General features: G+C 56.5%; 18 protein-coding genes and 2 tRNA genes. 7 read left to right on the top strand and 13 right to left on the bottom strand.

Annotated features, from left to right (window positions below; all coding sequences use genetic code 11):
- Nucleotides 1-32: 32 nt before the first annotated feature.
- From Q1K07_RS11415 to sdhC, 4 genes are read right to left on the bottom strand one after another with little or no spacing between them, the layout of a single operon-like run.
- Entirely contained in the window at nt 33-743 is a 711-nt protein-coding gene (locus Q1K07_RS11415) for a succinate dehydrogenase iron-sulfur subunit (RefSeq protein WP_300310889.1), read from the bottom strand.
- Nucleotides 744-755: 12 nt separating this feature from the next.
- A complete protein-coding gene (sdhA, locus tag Q1K07_RS11420) occupies nt 756-2,528 on the bottom strand; it encodes a succinate dehydrogenase flavoprotein subunit (protein ID WP_149284087.1) in 1,773 nt (590 codons plus the stop codon).
- Between the two features lie 3 nt (nt 2,529-2,531).
- Nucleotides 2,532-2,879: a succinate dehydrogenase, hydrophobic membrane anchor protein gene (gene sdhD, locus Q1K07_RS11425; protein WP_149284086.1), complete on the bottom strand. Its 348-nt coding sequence runs from the start codon at nt 2,877-2,879 to the stop codon at nt 2,532-2,534.
- Nucleotides 2,873-3,250: a succinate dehydrogenase, cytochrome b556 subunit gene (gene sdhC / locus Q1K07_RS11430; protein WP_300310893.1), complete on the bottom strand. Its 378-nt coding sequence runs from the start codon at nt 3,248-3,250 to the stop codon at nt 2,873-2,875. Before sdhC ends, sdhD begins: the two co-directional genes overlap by 7 nt.
- Before the next feature lie 470 nt (nt 3,251-3,720).
- Here sdhC and gltA point away from each other — a divergent pair, with 470 nt between their 5' ends.
- Both gltA and Q1K07_RS11440 read left to right on the top strand, forming a co-directional pair.
- A complete protein-coding gene (gene gltA / locus Q1K07_RS11435; RefSeq protein ID WP_300310895.1) occupies nt 3,721-5,004 on the top strand; it encodes a citrate synthase in 1,284 nt (427 codons plus the stop codon).
- A 180-nt stretch (nt 5,005-5,184) separates the two neighbouring features.
- A complete protein-coding gene (locus Q1K07_RS11440; RefSeq protein WP_300310897.1) occupies nt 5,185-6,072 on the top strand; it encodes an NAD(P)-dependent oxidoreductase in 888 nt (295 codons plus the stop codon).
- A 658-nt stretch (nt 6,073-6,730) separates the two neighbouring features.
- Here the strand turns inward: Q1K07_RS11440 and Q1K07_RS11445 are convergent.
- The 3 genes from Q1K07_RS11445 to gltX all read right to left on the bottom strand — a co-directional run bounded on the left by Q1K07_RS11445 (nt 6,731) and on the right by gltX (nt 8,592).
- Nucleotides 6,731-6,806, bottom strand: a tRNA-Glu gene (locus Q1K07_RS11445).
- A 17-nt stretch (nt 6,807-6,823) separates the two neighbouring features.
- Nucleotides 6,824-6,899 (bottom strand) — tRNA-Ala (locus Q1K07_RS11450).
- Nucleotides 6,900-7,104: 205 nt separating this feature from the next.
- On the bottom strand, nt 7,105-8,592 hold the full coding sequence (gltX, locus tag Q1K07_RS11455; RefSeq protein WP_300310899.1) for a glutamate--tRNA ligase: 1,488 nt from the start codon (nt 8,590-8,592) through the stop codon (nt 7,105-7,107).
- A 234-nt stretch (nt 8,593-8,826) separates the two neighbouring features.
- On the opposite strand from gltX, the gene Q1K07_RS11460 reads away from it, so the two are divergent.
- Entirely contained in the window at nt 8,827-9,414 is a 588-nt protein-coding gene (locus tag Q1K07_RS11460; RefSeq protein WP_149284082.1) for a helix-turn-helix domain-containing protein, read from the top strand.
- Between the two features lie 174 nt (nt 9,415-9,588).
- Here Q1K07_RS11460 and Q1K07_RS11465 read toward each other — a convergent pair whose 3' ends face one another.
- The 3 genes from Q1K07_RS11465 to Q1K07_RS11475 all read right to left on the bottom strand — a co-directional run bounded on the left by Q1K07_RS11465 (nt 9,589) and on the right by Q1K07_RS11475 (nt 11,278).
- Nucleotides 9,589-10,218 carry a hypothetical protein gene (locus Q1K07_RS11465; RefSeq protein WP_300310902.1) on the bottom strand — a complete coding sequence of 210 codons (630 nt, stop codon included), beginning with the start codon at nt 10,216-10,218 and terminating at the stop codon, nt 9,589-9,591.
- A 170-nt stretch (nt 10,219-10,388) separates the two neighbouring features.
- A complete protein-coding gene (locus tag Q1K07_RS11470) occupies nt 10,389-10,724 on the bottom strand; it encodes a zinc ribbon domain-containing protein YjdM (protein ID WP_300310904.1) in 336 nt (111 codons plus the stop codon).
- Nucleotides 10,725-10,798: 74 nt separating this feature from the next.
- On the bottom strand, nt 10,799-11,278 hold the full coding sequence (locus Q1K07_RS11475) for a YbhB/YbcL family Raf kinase inhibitor-like protein (protein ID WP_300310906.1): 480 nt from the start codon (nt 11,276-11,278) through the stop codon (nt 10,799-10,801).
- A 147-nt stretch (nt 11,279-11,425) separates the two neighbouring features.
- Here Q1K07_RS11475 and Q1K07_RS11480 point away from each other — a divergent pair, with 147 nt between their 5' ends.
- Entirely contained in the window at nt 11,426-11,887 is a 462-nt protein-coding gene (locus Q1K07_RS11480; protein ID WP_300310908.1) for a flavodoxin family protein, read from the top strand.
- Between the two features lie 125 nt (nt 11,888-12,012).
- Here Q1K07_RS11480 and fadA read toward each other — a convergent pair whose 3' ends face one another.
- Nucleotides 12,013-13,191 carry an acetyl-CoA C-acyltransferase FadA gene (gene fadA, locus Q1K07_RS11485; protein ID WP_300310910.1) on the bottom strand — a complete coding sequence of 393 codons (1,179 nt, stop codon included), beginning with the start codon at nt 13,189-13,191 and terminating at the stop codon, nt 12,013-12,015.
- Nucleotides 13,192-13,214: 23 nt separating this feature from the next.
- A complete protein-coding gene (gene fadB, locus Q1K07_RS11490) occupies nt 13,215-15,380 on the bottom strand; it encodes a fatty acid oxidation complex subunit alpha FadB (protein ID WP_300310912.1) in 2,166 nt (721 codons plus the stop codon).
- A 281-nt stretch (nt 15,381-15,661) separates the two neighbouring features.
- Here fadB and Q1K07_RS11495 point away from each other — a divergent pair, with 281 nt between their 5' ends.
- Together Q1K07_RS11495 and slyA are read left to right on the top strand one after the other, a co-directional pair.
- Complete coding sequence (locus tag Q1K07_RS11495) at nt 15,662-17,023, top strand: DUF5924 family protein (protein WP_300310914.1); 1,362 nt, start codon at nt 15,662-15,664, stop codon at nt 17,021-17,023.
- 67 nt (nt 17,024-17,090) lie between these two features.
- On the top strand, nt 17,091-17,546 hold the full coding sequence (gene slyA / locus Q1K07_RS11500) for a transcriptional regulator SlyA (RefSeq protein ID WP_300310916.1): 456 nt from the start codon (nt 17,091-17,093) through the stop codon (nt 17,544-17,546).
- Nucleotides 17,547-17,614: 68 nt separating this feature from the next.
- On the opposite strand, the gene Q1K07_RS11505 is transcribed toward slyA, so the two are convergent.
- On the bottom strand, nt 17,615-18,139 hold the full coding sequence (locus tag Q1K07_RS11505) for a preprotein translocase subunit YajC (protein WP_300310918.1): 525 nt from the start codon (nt 18,137-18,139) through the stop codon (nt 17,615-17,617).
- A gap of 109 nt (nt 18,140-18,248) precedes the next feature.
- Between Q1K07_RS11505 and Q1K07_RS11510 the strand changes: the two genes are divergently transcribed.
- Nucleotides 18,249-18,695: a universal stress protein gene (locus Q1K07_RS11510; protein ID WP_300310920.1), complete on the top strand. Its 447-nt coding sequence runs from the start codon at nt 18,249-18,251 to the stop codon at nt 18,693-18,695.
- The last annotated feature ends 15 nt before the right edge of the window (nt 18,696-18,710 follow it).

Below are 18,710 nucleotides of genomic sequence, written 5' to 3' on the forward strand. Positions count from 1 at the left end.
CCGACATATGATAGCAAGCTCAGCGCCACGATTTAAGTGGCATTTGCCAGCAACATCTCACGAATTTTGCCAATCGCACGTGTCGGGTTGAGTCCTTTCGGACATACCGCGACACAGTTCATGATTCCGCGGCAACGGAAGACCGAAAACGGGTCTTCCAGATCAGACAAACGCTCATTGGTTGCCGTATCGCGAGAATCAGCCAGGAAGCGATAGGACTTCAGCAGACCAGCCGGACCAACGAACTTGTCCGGATTCCACCAGAAGGACGGACAAGCCGTGGAGCAACAGGCACACAGAATGCACTCGTAGAGCCCATCCAGCTTGTCACGGTCTTCCGGAGACTGCAGACGCTCGATGGCTGGCACTGGCGAATCGTTCTTCAAGTACGGCTGAATACGCTCGTACTGCTGATAGAACAGACTCATGTCGACCACCAGGTCCCGAACGACCGGCAGGCCAGGCAGCGGACGCAGCACCAGCTTGTTGTTCTTCACCACCTGAGACAGCGGTGTAATACAAGCCAGACCGTTGGTGCCGTTCATGTTCATGCCGTCGGAGCCACACACACCCTCACGGCAGCTGCGACGATAGGCGACGGTCGTATCGTCCTGCTTGATCAGTTCAAGCAGGTTGAGGACCATGAGGTCACGCCCCTGAGTATCAACCTCGAACTCCTGCATATAAGGTGCGGAGTCAGTTTCCGGATTGTAGCGATACAGGGATACCTGAAGCTTGGACATCGTGACTCCTCCTTAGTATGTGCGGATTTTCGGCTCGAACTTATCCATGGTCTTCGGCGCGAAGTTGACATCACGTTGGCCAACACGCTTCTCACCAGGGAAGAACATCGAGTGCTTGAGCCAGTTGACGTCGTCACGGTCCGGATAATCGTAGCGACAATGCGCACCACGACTTTCCTTGCGCTCGAGAGCGGCGATAGCAGTGGCTTCGGCCACTTCCATCAGGTTATCCAGCTCAAGGGCTTCGACACGGGCAGTATTGAAGGCCAGGGACTTGTCAGACAGATGAGCTTCAGCAATACGACCGCGCAGCTCAGCCAGCTTCTCGACGCCATCCTTCATGTTCTTCTCTTCGCGGAATACACCGAAAGAGTTCTGCATGATGCTCTGCAGTTCACGCTTGAGGTCAGCCACGCTCTCGCCGCCACTTGACTCGTTCCAGCGGTTGATACGCTGCATGGCCGTTTCAACATCGGAATCACGAGCATCGAGGTAGTCGACACCTTCATTCAGCGCGCTCTCGATGAACATGCCGGCAGCACGGCCGAAGACCACCAGGTCAAGCAGAGAGTTGCCACCCAGACGGTTGGCACCATGCACAGAAACACAAGCGGCCTCACCGCATGCGTACAGACCATTGATGATGTAGTCGTTGCCGTCCTTGTCCTGACCGATGGCCTGGCCATGGATGTTGGTAGCCACACCCCCCATCATGTAGTGGCAGGTCGGAACCACGGGAATCGGCTCCTTGGCCGGATCCACATGAGCGAAGGTCTTGGACAGTTCCACGATCCCCGGGAGACGCTTGCTGAGAACTTCTTCACCCAGGTGGTCGAGCTTGAGATAGACATGGTCGCCATTCTCGCCGCAACCACGTCCTTCCAGAATTTCCATCACCATGGAACGAGCCACGACATCACGACCGGCCAGGTCCTTGGCATTCGGAGCATAACGCTCCATGAAGCGCTCGCCATCCTTGTTGATCAGGTAGCCACCTTCGCCGCGACAACCTTCTGTCACCAGCACGCCAGCACCGTGAATACCGGTCGGGTGGAACTGCCACATTTCGATATCCTGGATAGGCACACCAGCTCGCAGCGCCATGCCGATACCATCACCCGTGTTGATCAGGGCATTGGTGGTAGAGGCATAGATACGGCCGGAGCCGCCAGTCGCCAGCACGGTAGCCTTGGACTTGATGTGAACCACTTCGCCAGTTTCGATATCCATGGCGATACAGCCGACAACATCGCCGTTGGCATTCTTCACCAGGTCGATGGCATACCACTCGTTAAGGAAAGTGGTGTCGTGCTTGACGTTGTTTTCATACAGGGTGTGCAGCAGCGCATGACCGGTACGGTCAGCGGCAGCACAGGTACGGGCGGCCTGGCCACCTTCACCGAAGTTCTTGGACTGACCACCGAACGGACGCTGATAGATGCGGCCATTGTCGAAACGAGAAAACGGCAGTCCCATGTGCTCAAGTTCGAACACCGCCTTCGGGCCTTCGGAACACATGTATTCCGCAGCATCCTGGTCAGTGATGTAGTCACCGCCCTTGACCGTGTCATACATATGCCAGCGCCAGTCATCATTGGGATCGGCAGAAGCAATGGCACAAGTGATACCGCCCTGGGCAGACACTGTGTGCGAGCGAGTCGGAAAGACTTTGGACAGCACAGCCGTATTCTTGCCGGACTTGGCCAGTTCCAGTGCAGCACGCAGGCCTGCGCCACCGCCACCGATGATGATGGCGTCAAAAGTCATACTACGCATGTTTGACATGAATCAGGCTCCCCACAGTACTTGGATGCCCCAGACCAGGAACACGAAGATGGCAAGAATGATGACGGACTGGGTAGCGACACGGATGCAGGTCGGCTTGATATAATCAGTCGTCACGGTCCACAGGCCTACCCAGGCATGGGCAGCCAGTGACACGAAGGCCAGTACCGAGAAGATGCGCATCCAGGTCTGCTGGAAGAGACCGCTCCAGGTGGCATAATCGAGCTGCGGGTGAAACAGCACATAGCCGACAAGGAAGACTGTGTAGACAGCCATCACTACAGCGCTGGCGCGCTGGATGATCCAGTCAGACAGTCCGCTACGGCTGAAACTTGTGATATTGGTTACCATACCCAGACCCCCGCCAGAATGATCAGCACGACACTTACCACGATAGTGATCTGCGCTTTCTTCACAGCCCCTTCGATAGTGACGCCAATGTTGGCGTCCATAATGAAGTGCTTGATGCCTGCCACGAAGTGGTAAGCCAGCGCGGACAACAGCCCCCACGCCACAAGCTTGGCGAAGAAATTATGTGCCAGTGCATCACGTACGGCTTCAAAACCCTCTTCAGACGACAATGAAGCGTCCAGGGCCCAGAAGGCGAAGATCAGACCGATAAAGAGAATGACGCCGGTGATACGGTGCGTAATCGACGTCAACGCGGGGAGGGGGAAGTGGATCGTATTGAGATCCAGGTTTACGGGTCGTTTGCTTTTCACGGCTCTCTACACACTCTCATGGCCCACTCTACGACATTTGGGCCAGAGGCCCGAGCGGGCGGTGGTTTCGGGAAGGGTGTCATCGTGACCAACAATTGGACACGACCTCCTGTTCCTGCCAGTCGCGGCGTGAATTATAGGGACTCCCCCACCCTATGACAAATACCTGTGAGTTCGATTTTGACGTCGCAGAAATGAAAAAACCATGACGAAACTGCTTAAAATCGCAGGATCGTCAAGCATGTTGCAGTGCAAAATGCCTTACAATGGTGCAAAGCACCATAAGCTATACAGAACTTATGCAAGAAACAGCTTATAGTACAACTTAGCAGGTCCAATGGAAGAATTGACAATATCTGGAACGCTTCTATAGTGGGCACACCTTTTTGGCAGTGCGGCATGATTTTCGCCGACACGATAGCGAGAAATAACGACTTATCGCTTCATATCGCATACAAAGGAGGCCAATCATGGCTGACAGAAAAGCAACCCTGACGGTGGATGGACTGGAGAAGCCGATTGAACTCCCGATCTATTCAGGCTCTCTGGGCCCCGATGTTGTCGATGTGCGCGGACTGGGTTCTGAAGGTCTGTTCACATTCGACCCAGGCTTCATGGCCACCTCCTCCTGCGAATCCGGCATTACTTACATCGACGGTGGCAAGGGTGTCCTCCTGCACCGCGGCTATCCCATCGAGCAACTGGCCAAGAATTCCAACTTCGTGGAAATGAGCTATCTGCTTCTGTTCGGCGAACTACCTACCGAAGAGCAGTACAAAGAATTCGAAAGCCGTGTTCGTTCGCACACCATGGTCCATGAGCAACTGGCCAACTTCTATCGCGGCTTCCGCCGCGACGCTCACCCCATGGCAATTCTCTGCGGTGTGGTCGGTGGCCTGGCCGCCTTCTATCACGACCATCTGGACATCACCCAGAAAGAAGATCGCGAAATCAGCGCTATCCGCCTGATCGCCAAGATGCCGACTCTGGCCGCGATGTCACACAAGTACAACATCGGCCAGCCGTTCAACTATCCTCGCAACGACCTGAATTATGCAGAGAACTTCCTCTACATGATGTTCAGCAACCCGTGCGAGCCCTACGAAATCAACCCGGTCTACGCCAAGGCCATGGACCGCATCTTCATGCTCCATGCCGACCACGAGCAGAACGCCTCCACTTCTACCGTGCGACTGGCTGGCTCCACTGGCGCTAACCCCTTTGCCTGCATCAGCTCCGGCATCGCCGCCCTGTGGGGCCCGGCGCACGGCGGTGCCAACGAAGCCGTCCTCAAGATGCTGGACGAGATCGGTGACGATTCTGAAGAGAACATCCAGCGTTTCATCGACAAGGCCAAGGACAAGGATGACCCCTTCAAGTTGATGGGCTTCGGTCATCGTGTCTACCGCAACTTTGACCCGCGCGCCAAGGTCATGAAGGAAACCTGCGACGAGGTTCTGGCTCAGCTCGGCATCGATGATCCGCAGTTGAAGATCGCCAAGCGCCTGGAGCAGATTGCCCTGGAAGATGAGTACTTCATCGAGCGCAAGCTGTACCCGAATGTTGACTTCTACTCCGGTATCATTCTCAAGGCCATGGGCATTCCGACCAACATGTTCACGGTCATCTTTGCGGTATCCCGCACCATTGGCTGGATCTCCCACTGGAACGAGATGATCAGCGAGAGCTACAAGATTGGCCGCCCGCGCCAGCTCTATACCGGCCACACCGAGCGCGACTATCCAGCCAAGTGAGTTCCACTCACTCACGCCATAGACGCACCAAAGAGCCGCCCTTCGGGCGGCTCTTTGCGTTTCTACACTCATGTGCAGCTCAAGTGCAATTGCTGAGGAAGATCACGAAGCAGTGATGGTCGAGCACAGCCGTCTCATCGCGTTATGCTGAATACACGGAACACTCACAAGGAAGAAACGATGAACCGAAATATCACCACCGTTGCCTTCATTGGACTCGGCGTGATGGGCTACCCAATGGCTGGTCACCTGGCCCGCTCAGGCTTGAACGTGCGGGTTTACAACCGAACGACCGCCAAGGCGGAGGCCTGGAGCAAAGCATTTGGCGGCAGCTATCACCCCACTCCCGCCGCTGCAGCCAAAGGAGCCGACGTGGCATTGATGTGCGTCGGCAACGACGACGATGTACGATCCGTCAGCACCGGACCCGATGGGGTTCTTGCCTCTCTTGCGCCAGGAAGCCTGCTGGTGGACCACACCACCGCTTCATCCAGCCTCGCAGAAGAGCTTGACCAGGCCTGTCGTGAACATGAAGTCAGCTTCATCGATGCTCCTGTATCCGGAGGCCAGCAAGGTGCAGAGAATGGCGTACTGACCATCATGTGCGGCGGGGAGCAGACTGCCTTCGAGCACATTCAACCCGTACTCCGGCACTATGGCCGCGCAGTCAACCTGATGGGCCCTGCCGGAAGCGGACAACTGACCAAGATGGTCAATCAGATCTGCATTGCCGGACTGGTTCAAGGGCTGGCGGAAGGCCTGCATTTTGCCGAGCAGGCCGGTCTCGACCGCAAGCACGTAGTGGAAGTGATACGCCAAGGCGCTGCCGGTTCCTGGCAGATGGAAAATCGTCACGCCAGCATGATCGACGATCATTACGACCATGGCTTCGCCGTGGATTGGATGCGCAAGGATCTGGGGATCTGCCTGGAGCAGGCTCGCACGCTCCAGGCCCGACTTCCGGTCACCGCCCTGGTGGATCAATTCTATGCCGATGTACAGGCCATGGGAGGCGGCAGATGGGATACCTCCTCCCTATTGAAACGGCTACGAGACATTTCCAGATAGTCTTCGGAGCTATTCTCCAGAACTGCTCTCTGGAATTGCCTAGAACGTTAGAACACCAATAATTCAGCCGCATACTATCTGCCTATTTATCTGCAAATTGCAATGTCTGTATATTGCGCCCATCAGATGTCTGCATTAAGAGACATCATGCACCACAAGAGGGCGGATGAATGATTTCGCCGCCCTCTTTCGGAGCATCTCCACTCCCCCTAGCGCCTCCTTTCTGTCCTCGTATTATGTTTTCCACACATTCTGTGGATAACCCTGTTCACAACCATTAGAAACCGCCCCAGAATCGCCATGAACAGGGGGGAGCTGTTAGATTGGTTAATTTTTAACCCGTTCTAACCAATTGATATATAAGGGAAAAATAGAATAACAGCGCAACCGTGCGGACCGGATGGCAGAAGAGCAAAAAGAACAACCACAGGTGGATAGCTTTGTCGCCTGTCAATAGAAAAAAGGCAAAACTACCTATGAAGGCATAGAAAATTCATACGCATGAAGGCTTACCAAGGCAACCAGTCCACATGACACGCGAAGCACTCTCATTTCTTTTTATTGAAATGATCAGTATATTTTGTTGCCAGGAAGAGACACCATCTGCAAGAAAAAACCCAGCAAATGATCGGCATGCAAGCAAGCATGGAAAAAGAAGTGGCGTCCCATAGGGGGTTCGAACCCCTGTTCCCGCCGTGAAAGGGCGGTGTCCTAGACCACTAGACGAATGGGACGCATCGTACGAGAAAGTTGGTGGAGCCTAGCGGGATCGAACCGCTGACCTCGACACTGCCAGTGTCGCGCTCTCCCAGCTGAGCTAAGGCCCCGTATCTCTCGAAGACGGGGCGCATGTTACTGATAAGACCGGCGAAAGTCAACTCTTATTAAGCAGCATTACTGCGAGATAGCTGTAAGCCGTAAGTTTTCAGCTGTAAGCCTCTCCTCCACTGGAACTGCCTGATGATAGGGCGCCCCATGGAAAGATGGATGGACACCCAGACAATGGCATTTCACCACTTACAGCTTACTCGCTTAAAGCTGAGGTAACTCCCGATATTCCTTTTCGAGCCGCTTGCCTTGCTTCTTGGACACACCACCGAGCACTTCAATGGCGTGACGCAAGCGCGCACGCGTCATGTCCGAGCCAATAATGGCCATTCCATCCATCACTGAAGTACTGGAAGACGAGCCAGTAATGGCAATGAACACCGGCGCCAGGAATGCTTTCATCTTCAGATCAAAGTGCTCACATAGCGCCTTGACTTCGACAAGTAGACTGTCCTTGTTCCAACTGGAAACGGATTCAAAGCGCCACACCAGGAACTGCAGCAGCTTGACCAGGTCCTCACGTTCCATCTTCACATCAGAGAAGCTAGCTTCTGTGATGGCAGGCATGCCCGAGAAGAAGTGTGCAGCCAATGGCGCTACATCGGACAAGGTATCCACCCGAGTACGAACCTGAGGCAGGATATCCTTCAGGTATTCCTCGTTGAAGGCCCAGTTCATCAATGCCTGAAGGAAGCCACGGTCATCCAGGTCTTCTCTCAGGTACACGCCGTTGAGCCAGGTCAGCTTGTCCAGGTCAAATACCGGACCTCCCAGAGAAACACGCTGGATATCGAAGTTCGCCATCATTTCCTCAAGGGAGAACTTCTCGCGCTCATCGGGCATCGACCAGCCCATTCGTCCCAGATAATTCGTCACGGCCTGAGGCAGGAACCCCATACGCCGATAGTAATTGATAGACGTAGGATTCTTGCGCTTGGACAGCTTGGACTTGTCCGGATTGCGCAACAGGGGCATATGGCACAGCCTAGGCATGTCCCAGCCAAAATACTCATACAGAAGTTGATGCTTGGGAGCGGAATTGATCCATTCCTCACCACGCAACACATGCGTGATACCCATCAAGTGATCGTCGACCACATTGGCCAGGTGGTATGTCGGCATGCCATCTGACTTGAGCAGGATCTGTGCATCAACCTGCCCCCAGTCCACTTCGATAGTGCCACGCAGCATATCTTCGACAACGCAGGTCCCATTGTCCGGCACCATCATGCGCACGACATAGGGCATTCCCTCACGCTCACGACGCTCCTGTTCCTGTGGTTCCAGAGCCAGGTCGGCAGGCTTGAGTGCCAGATGCTGGCCTTCTGCCTTGCGCGCTTCTCGCAGTTCATCCAGCTCTTCACTGGTGCGGTAGCACTTGAAGGCATGTCCAGCCTCAATGAGACGCTGGGCATGTTCTGCATAGATATCACCACGCTCGCTCTGGCGATAGGGACCATGTGGCCCACCCACATCAGGCCCTTCATTCCACTCCAGGCCGAGCCAGCGCAGTGAGTCGAGAATCATCTGCTCCGATTCAGCTGTCGAGCGAACCCTGTCGGTATCCTCGATGCGCAGAATGAACTCACCGCCATGCTGGCGAGCGAAGCACAGATTGAACAGTGCGATATAGGCAGTGCCTACGTGAGGGTCACCCGTGGGTGAAGGCGCGATTCGCGTGCGAACAGTCATAGGGTCCTGCATCCTGGAAAAAGAAAGCTACATCCTGGTTCAGCGCAAGCACCGGTAGCAGGTGCCGGCCCGCCTCGTACAGGCCATTGCAGCAGAATGGACGACATTATACGCACCTCTGCCGTCCATCGCAGCCAGACGTACCGAGGAGCACTTAGTTGACGTTGGATATTGCATGCGCAGGCCGAATCCATGAGTATTCCAGTTTCGTTTAACGAGTCGAAGGAAGGTTTCATGGACGCGCTGGGTCCGCGCATCAAGCAACTTCGCATAGCCGCAGGTCTGAACAAGGCTGCGCTTGCACGTCAGGTGGGGGTCTCGGATGTCACCATCTCCTACTGGGAGTCCGGTGCTATCAAGCAGATCGGACACGAACGGCTGGTAGCCCTATCCCAGGCCCTGAACTGCCCTCTATCTCATCTGCTGGAGGGTGAACCCAACCGGCCTTCTCCGCTATACCTTCGCTCCCACTTGCCACTGCCCTGGAACGAAGCGGCGCATAAAGGCATCGATCTGCCTCTGGAACTGATTCCCGGACAACGCTGGGACGGTGATTGCCACCTACTGACACCAGGGCCCGGTGAAGAATTTGACTTTCTACGCCAGATGGATCTGGCAGCCGTTGCCCCCACTGAAATCTTTCGTCAGCCAGGCCTCTATCTCGTTGCCGAAAACGACAAGCTGTGTATTCGCCACGTGGCCCAGGACCCCACTGGCCAATTGATCTTTCAGCAGGAAGGCCAACAGGATGTCACTCGTTATCATAGTGGCATGCGCTTGACGGCCAAGATTGTCGCCCTGTGGCGCCACGAGCCTGTATAGCAAGCACTCACATCAACTTGACAGCCTTCAACGGATGGCCTGCTGCCCTTCGATGCACAGGGCTGCAAAGGCTTCGTCATCATTGTCTTTCGCAGGGCTACCGTGGCAATGATGGCAGCAGCGCTGCATAAACGGTACCTGGAGCGCGCGTGGTCATGATCAGGCAAGACCACCCTACTGCCTTTCCTGAACCTGTACATCATCGATGGTTCGTCGAACTTCCTGACCGACCAGTACACGCTGACCGGCATTGATGACCTTTCCCAGCCCGTGAGGTGAATCCTGCACAAGAGAGCCTCTCAGGTGTTCTCCCTTTTCTCCCAGGCGTTGCTGCACCGAACGAGGCTGGACACTCGAGGGCTCCGTCTGGACCCGCAAACGATAACCACCATCTGGCAGTCCACTGCCAGGCCCAAGAGGCCCCACTTCAAAGCGCCCTTCGACAACCGTGGTCCGCTCCTGCCAATGCACACCACTGGCTTCACGCTCAACCAGAACTGACAGTCGTGTGCCATCAGGCAGGTTGGTATTCCCTGTCACCAGCATTCGGCGATCACTCTGCAACCGGGCATCAAGCGAGACCGTTACTGGATCTGCCATGGCAACATCCGGCGGCGGTTCCGTCGGCTCATCTGAAGGCTGCCCTGCGCTATTCTGTGCCGGACTTGCATTCTCCGGCACTTCCTGGACATCACCAGAGGGTCGCGGTGATGCATTATCTGCTTCGCCCCTGTCACTGCCGTCACATCCTGCCAGCACCAAACATAGGGCCAGAAACAGGACTCGGTATCTGCTCTCGTGCATTGTCCGTGCTCCCGATCTATTCCCTTTTGCATCAGATTAGGCGCTACTTGTGAAAGGCGCGCGAGCTATTCTCTCCCCTGCCAGGAGGCAGATATGGTGCCGATAAACACCAGGCCCCCATTCTGTTCTTCAGAATGGGGGCCTGCACACACAACGCGGCTGATGAGACGTCAGACCTTCTTGACGAACTGCGACTTCAGCTTCATCGCACCAATGCCATCAATCTTGCAGTCAATATCATGATCACCATCCACCAGGCGGATGTTCTTGACCTTGGTACCTACCTTGACCACGGACGAAGAGCCCTTGACCTTGAGGTCCTTGATCACGGTAACGGTATCGCCATCCGCCAATTCGTTGCCGTTGGCATCTCGTACCGTTTTTGCATCGTTTTCCTGGACCTCTCCCGGGACCCATTCATGACCACATTCGGGGCAGATCAACTGAGCACCGTCCTCATATGCATATGGAGACTGGCAGCTAGGACAGGGAGGCAGTTCACTCATGACACTATCACCTAGTATGACGGGCGCCCAAGCCTACTCCGTGATAACGTTAAAAGCCAGTGATGCAGATAGTCTCAAGGCTCTCGGCGATACGTGCCAATGATCCTGTTCATGCCTAGGACATGAGGTTCCACCTTGCCAAGAAAATCTGCCAACGTCAGCCCCTCTGGATAGTCTGTCTCTGTATCCAGCGCCAGCACCCAGAAGTAATATCGATGCAAGCCGTGGCCCTGGGGCGGCATTGGTCCACAATAACCTAGAGAGCCGCCATCATTGACACCTGCAGTACCCAACTTGCTGCCTTCCTCCAGCTCGGTCACCGAGGCAGGAAGGTTATACAGCACCCAATGTACATAACCGTAACCGCCATTGTTGACCACGGGAGCATCCGGATCGTGACATATCACCGCAATACCGCGAGTGCCATCAGGCACCTCTCTCCAGCTGAGCGCCGGTGACAGATCATCTGCTTCCTGGCTGTGACGAGCCGACAAAGGAGCGTCATCAGCAAAGTCTGGGCTGGAAACGCGAAGAGAAGAAAGTGCGAATTTCATCTTTGGTTCTCCTGGAGTTACACATGGGAATGGGGGCGTCAGCAGGAAACGCGGTCCTGCAAGTCATCCTGCTACCATCCTCTGACATCGTAGCGAGAACTGATGCTTCCCGGTCAAGGGCAGCCGTGCAATGAAGAGTCATGCTGAATGAAACGCCTGCTGATCGTCGCCCATGCCCCTTCACCCAATACCCTGAAGCTGCGCGACGCCGCTTGCCGGGGCGCAGGCCACCCGGATATCGACGCTGTGGAGGTAACCTGCAAGGCTCCTCTGGAGTGCGGACCAGAGGACGTGCTTCAGGCGGATGCCATCCTGCTCGGTACTACCGAGAACCTCGGCTACATGAGCGGCGCCCTGAAGGACTTCTTCGATCGAAGCTACTATCCACTTCTCGACCACACTCAAGGCCTGCCCTGCGCCCTGTACATTCGCGCCGGTCATGACGGCACCGGCACTCGACGTGCCGTGGAAGGCATCATCACCGGGTTACGCTGGCGGTGGGTACAGGAACCACTGATCCTGCGTGGAGACTGGCAGGACGCCTTCGAGCAGCAGGTCGAGGAACTGGCCATGGCCATGGCTGCCGGCCTCGACAGCGGTATTCTCTAGCTTTTTCTGCTGGCCATCATGACCCATGATCACTCACTGCAACGCAAAGAGCGGTGGCTGCAAGCAGCCACCGCTCTTCTTCCTGACTGACGGTCACACATCAACACCCGCGACCGTCAAAACCATCAGTTGAGGCGTTCAAACACCGTGGCCACGCCCTGGCCCATGCCGATGCACATGGTGGCGAGCCCCAGCCGGGTGTCCTGCTGCTTCATGACATTCAGCAGCGTGGTGCAGATGCGCGCACCGGAGCAACCCAGCGGGTGACCCAGAGCAATAGCGCCGCCATGCAGGTTGACCTTTTCGTCCATGCTGTCGCGCAGACCGAGATCCTTGAGCACCGGCAGTGCCTGAGCAGCAAAGGCTTCATTCAATTCGACGGTATCGATGTCTCCAATGGTCAGGCCGGCTGCCTTGAGCGCCTTCTGGGATGCCGGTACCGGGCCATAGCCCATGATCGAGGCATCACACCCCGCCACACCGGTCGACAGCACACGAGCGATGGGCTCAAGCCCCAGCGCCTGGGCACGCTCGTAGCTCATCACAGCCATCGCGCTGGCACCCACCGACAACGCCGAGGAAGTGCCGGCGGTCACCGTGCCACTACGCGGGTCGAACACCGGCTTGAGCCCCCCCAGCGACTCGAGGGTAGTTTCGGGGCGAATCACTTCATCCTTGTTGACCAGGATGCGACGCCCCTCGCTGTCGTGTCCCTCGACACCGACGATCTCGTTGTCGAAGCCACCGGATTGCTGAGCCTGCCAGGCACGCTGGTGGGAGCGCACACCGAAGGCATCCTGGTCCTCGCGGCTGATGCCGTGCAGCTTGCCCAGCAGTTCTGCGGTCAGTCCCATCATCATTGCTGCCTTGGCGGCGTACTTGCTGGCCGCCGGGTTGACATCGACACCATGTGTCATGGGCACATGCTCCATGTGCTCGACGCCACCAATGACGTAGAAGTCACCCATGCCGGCCTTGATGTTGGCAGCAGCAATATGCAGTGCACTCATTGACGAGCCACACAGGCGATTGACCGTCTGCGCCGGCACAGAGCGCGGCATGCCGGTCATGATCTGGGCGTTGCGTGCGATGTTCATCGATTGCTCGAGGGTCTGGTTGACACAGCCCCAGATCACATCGTCGACACTGCTCGGGTCGAGGCCAGAATTACGTTTGAACAACGCATTCATGACCTCGGCGGATAGATTCTCGGCGCGCACATGACGGAAGGCACCATTCTTCGCTCGGGCCATGGCGGTACGAACGCCGTCGACCACCACGATATCTCTCGGATTCAAACTCATGGATATTCTCCTGTGTGGTGGTGTTATCGGGCGTAGAAGGTTTCGCCATTATTGGCCATCTGGCGCAGACGTTCGGTCGGTGCGTACAGCGCGCCAAGTTCATCGGCCAGTCCATCGGCCAGTGCCACGAATTCGGGGAGCCCCATGGCATCGATGTAGCGCAGCGCACCACCCCGGAAGGGCGGGAAGCCAATGCCGTAGATCAGCGCCATGTCCGCTTCAGCGGCACTCCCGACAATATCGTCTTCCAGGCAACGTACCGTCTCGAGACACAGCGGTACCATCATGCGTGCAATGATGTCTTCGTCGCTGAACTCACGGGGGTTGGCTGCCAACGACTTGACCAGCGCGATGGCCTGTTCATCGCTGACCTTCTTCGGCTTGCCCTTGCGATCTTCCTCATAGGCGTAGAAACCCTTGTCATTCTTCTGACCGAGACGATCATTCTCGAACATCACCTGAATCGCGGTCTTGCCGCCATTCATGCCACCCTGAGCCATGCGGTCCGGGAAGCCTTCCGCCATCACTTCGTTGGCATGCACTGCGGTGTCCATACCCACCACATCCAGCAGGTAAGCCGGGCCCATCGGCCAGCCGAACTTCTCCATGACCTTGTCGACACGCTGGAAATCGGCGCCCTGCTCAACCAGCAGGCTGAAGCCACCGAAATAGGGGAACAGCACACGGTTGACCAGGAATCCGGGGCAATCATTGACCACAATCGGTGTCTTGCCCATGGCGCGGGCGTAGGCCACGGTTGCAGCGACCGCGGCATCGCTGGTCCTTTCACCGCGAATGACTTCAACCAGCGGCATGCGATGCACTGGGTTGAAGAAGTGCATGCCGCAGAAGTTCTCGGGGCGCTTGAGGTTCTCAGCCAGACGGGTAATGGAAATGGTCGAGGTATTGGACGCCAGGATGGTGGTCTCGGGCACCTGAGCTTCGACTTCCGCCAGGACCTCAGCCTTGACCTTGGGATTCTCGACCACCGCCTCGACCACCAGGTCGACGTGCTCGAAGTCGCCATAGGACAGGGTCGGGCGAATATTGGAAAGCTTCTGTGCCATCCCATCCGTGGTCAGACGACCACGCTCGACCTGCTTGCCGAACAGCTTGCGTGCCTCCTTCAGCCCCAGCTCGATGGCCTCTTCCTTGATGTCCTTCATCAGAATGGGGGTGCCTTTCGAGGCGCTCTGATAGGCAATGCCGCCACCCATGATGCCAGCACCCAGCACGGCGGTCTGCTTCACCGACTGGGCCTGCTTCATGTATTCATTGCCCTTCTTCTTGACCACCTGGTCATTCATGAACAGGCCGACCAGATTGAAGCAGACATCGGTCTGCGTCAGCTTGCCGAAACTCTTTGCTTCGATGGCCTGGGCACGCTCACGACCTTCACCGGCTCCCTTCTGAATGACCTTGATCGATTCCACCGGTGCCGGGTAGTGCGGACCGGCCTTGCCAGCAACATAGCCCTTGGCGGTCTCGAAGGCCATCATCTGTTCAATGGAGTTGAGCTTCAGCGGACTGGTCTTTTCGCGACGTCGCGCTTCGAAATCCAACTCACCAGCATTGGCGCGCGCCAGAATGTCCAATGCAGCCGCCTCGAGCTGGTCCCCGGGCACCACCGCATCAACGGCACCAACCTTGAGGCAGGCGTCGGCACGATTTTCCGTGCCACCGGCAATCCATTCGATGGCGTTGTCGGCACCGATCAGGCGTGGCAGACGGACACAACCGCCCCAGCCGGGAAGAATGCCAAGTTTGGTCTCTGGCAGCCCGATCTTTGCTGTATCGCTCATTACCCGAAAATCGGTACAGAGCACCACTTCACAACCTCCGCCCAACGCCAGGCCATTGATCGCCGTGACCGTCGGGAACGGCATGTCCTCGAGACCATTGAAGATTCCGTGCACACGCTCGAGCATGGCCTGGATCGCGGCTTCGCCTTCCTCAAACATGCCATGAAACTCGGTGATATCCGCACCGACAATGAAGGCTTCCTTGGCACTTCTGAGCATCAGGCCCTTGATACTGCTCTCAGAGCGCACTGCCTCGAGTGCCTCGCCCAATTCCGCGACCACCGCCGCAGACAGCTTGTTCACTGACCCGTCCTTGAGGTCGAAGGTCAGTATGGCGATATCATCGCCATTGCGTGCCACCGTGATGGCATTGCCTTGATAGATCATCCAGGGGTCTCCGCTTGTTGTACTGAAGGAAGCGTTGGTTCACAGCCTTCACGACATCAACCAACCATTTCCGAATGCGAGCGATGAAGACAACACATTGAATCCCAGCGCTGTGAAACCATCAATTCATACGGCCGTTTGATTCATTGCAGCTTGGTGCAAAGCAGGAATGACGTCAACCCCTACCAAGGAACATATGCACGGAGTCGGCAGAGCGTTAATGCAGGTCATTGATGAGATATCCTCCGGATCTTCCTGCACCTGGCGTCAGGTCTGATAAAATGCTCACTTTCGCACAGAACATTGGCACGCCCTTGACACCATCACCCTCTTCCCCAAGTCCTCTGGTCCGCCTGCATCTCATTATCGAGCGCTGGGCGGAGCGGCTGCGTCCTTGGCATTGGGTATGGCCACCCGTGGCCTTCGCTACAGGTGTCGCCAGTTTCTTTCTGGTCCAACGGCAGCAATGGCTAGGCATCCTGCTTGCTGCAGGCATGATACTGACCTGGCTCCTGCTACTGTCGGAAAGCCTCATTGAACGTCGCCTGCAACAACGTGGCCTGCCAGTATCTCCCCGCGGCCTGATGACGTTCATTACGCAGATGGTCCATCAGGAGACCCTGTTCTTTACTCTGCCTTTCCTACTGGCAACAACCGTCTGGACCAGTGGCCAGGCGCTGTTCACCCTGGCCATGCTGTGCATGGCCGTACTATCGATTCTGGACCCGCTGTATTACCGCCTGGCTGAGCATAAACGCTGGTTGTACATCGTCTTCCACGCCCAGTGCGTCTTCCTGATCGTGCTGGTCACTCTTCCGCTGATACTGCAACTGACGACCACTCAGAGTTTGGTCCTGGCCTCTCTGTGCATGGTCGTGTTCAGCCTGCCTAGCCTGCTTCAACTGCTGAGTCCCATGACACCCGGGCGCTGGCTGGCCATGTTCGCGCTATTGCCATTGTTGGCATCGCTTGCCTGGTTCGGGCGTTATTGGGTTCCGCCGGCAACGCTGTGGTTATCGGGCAGTGCCTTGTCACCATCCTTCGATGTTGAGGCAAGGCAACCCAAAGGTAGTATCGCCCTGACCCCCGAAGCTCTGAAAGCACAAGGGCTCTATGCCTACACCGCGATCCACGCCCCTCGTGGTTTGCGTGAAGACATTGTTCATGAGTGGTATCGCGACGGTAAGCTGGTCGATCGCATCCCCCTGGAAATCCATGGCGGTCGGGCCAAGGGCTATCGTGCCTGGACCCATAAGACGCGCTTCCCCGATGACAGCAAGGGCCGCTGGCGTATTGATGTCATGACCAGCGGCGGTCAGCGTATTGGCGAGATCCATTTCAACGTCAGCGATAATCCAGATAACGCCACTCTCGCCAACGGAAATATCACGCCCCAGGTTGGTATACCTGGACTGAATTTGCATTGGCGCAGCACTGCACCGGAACCAACAGCCGGCCAACAGACTCCGATAGAAAAGGAGCCAGCACGACCGTCCCCACAGGCCGGAGCGGACGATGCTACGCCCCAGGCAAGCAAAGCGTCCTCAGGGACCTCGGCAGATAACGATGCCAAGGACAAAGAACAGCAGGAGAACAAGGAACACTCCTCAGGGAAAGACAATGACGATTCCTGGGAGGAGTGACACTTGCAATACGCCACAAGCATTCCGACAATCTAATTATTTGCAGACTTCCTAATTGCGAACCGACATGAATGAGAATATTGGCTTACAGCTGTCCCGCGCCCCACGCATCTGGCGTGCCGTTCTGGACCAGCGCCTGGCACCACTGGGATTGACTCAAACGCGCTGGGTCACGCTTTATCATCTGTGGCAAATGCCTGAAGGCCAGCCTCAATGCGACCTGGCTCGTGCCATTGGCGTCGAAGCCCCTTCACTGGTACGTACGCTGGATCAATTATGTGAACAGGGGCTTGTCGAGCGACACCCTTGCGACCAGGACCGCCGAACCAAGCGCATTCATCTTACCGAGCAGGCCTCTCCTCTGCTGGAAAAGATTGACGCTATCGTCAAGCAGGCCCGAGCCGAAATGCTGGCAGGGCTGGAGGATGATGATCAGCAGAAGCTCAGCGAAATTCTTGGCCGTATCGAGGCCAACGGCATGGCGCTGCTCAACCCTGATGGAAGCAAGGGCGACGACTGCTGATCTCCCCGTCATCAGTCCCTCTGAAACCAGACCTCCCCTCCACCTCAGGGAGGTCTGGCAGCCTCAATTCAGATCGGCGCTCCAGGCACACCGCCACTGGGTTGGTCCGGCCGCCCCTGCAAGGCATCCCTGAGTGCCGCAGCAGGAGCCGCCAAGGAACAGAAATCCTCAGCATCCAGAGACTCGTCCCACCATAGGGTCAGTGCCTTGGCGTTGGATTCCACAACACAGGCATCTACCGGCAACTTCGACAACAATCGCAGGAAGCTGGTGTTGACCGAGGGAGGCATAGGCCGCAACGGCTCAATCCGCCAACGCCATCCAGGCTCGCAGAGCTTCAACGCTTGACTGGCATGCGCTTCGCGAACCAGCATAAAGACAGGCCCCGGGCGCTGTGCAGGATAAGGCCAACGATAGGCCGCCATCTTGTCGTTATCGCCATGCAAAGGCGACGTCTCCAACTTGACACTGACGTGAGAATGAACCGCCGCATCTCGCAGCTTGCCTAGATGGCGCTCTCTGGCAGTAGGCCTGAGCCACATGGCCGGCGCGAACGCCATGCCTACCACCACCAGGATGATCACCCATAACATAAGCCTTCCTCTGGTAAAAGGTTGATCAATAACGTTGTCTTGGTCACACGAGCGTCCTAGAGTTGAACACAGGATTTCTCTCATCGACTGCCGCTGGAGGCATTACCCCATGAGCAACGAGTATCGTCATGTGCTGGTCGCTGTTGATCTGACCAAGGATTCCCACAAGATCCTTGAGCGCGCCTTGCAGATTGCCGACCGTAACCACGCCAAACTCTCCATCATCCACACGCTGGAGCCGCTCGGCTTTGCCTATGGCGGCGACATTCCAATGGACCTGACCAGTATTCAGGATCAACTGGACGAGCATGCCAAGCAGCGCCTGGGCGAAATCGCCGATGCCCACGTTGCCAAGGATGACCAGCACGTTGTTGTCGGCATGCCAGATACAGAGATCCATCGCTTTGCCGAGGATAATGGTGTCGATCTGATCGTCGTTGGTTCTCACGGCCGCCATGGCTTCGCCCTGTTGCTTGGCTCCACGTCCACTGGCGTGTTGCATGGTGCGCAATGTGACGTGCTCGCGGTGCGCGTCGGCAAGGAAAGCGAAGAGTAAACCAACTTTCTGGCC

It is taken from the genome of Halomonas sp. (assembly GCF_029263665.1).
In the GTDB taxonomy this organism is placed as follows: Bacteria; Pseudomonadota; Gammaproteobacteria; order Pseudomonadales; family Halomonadaceae; genus Halomonas.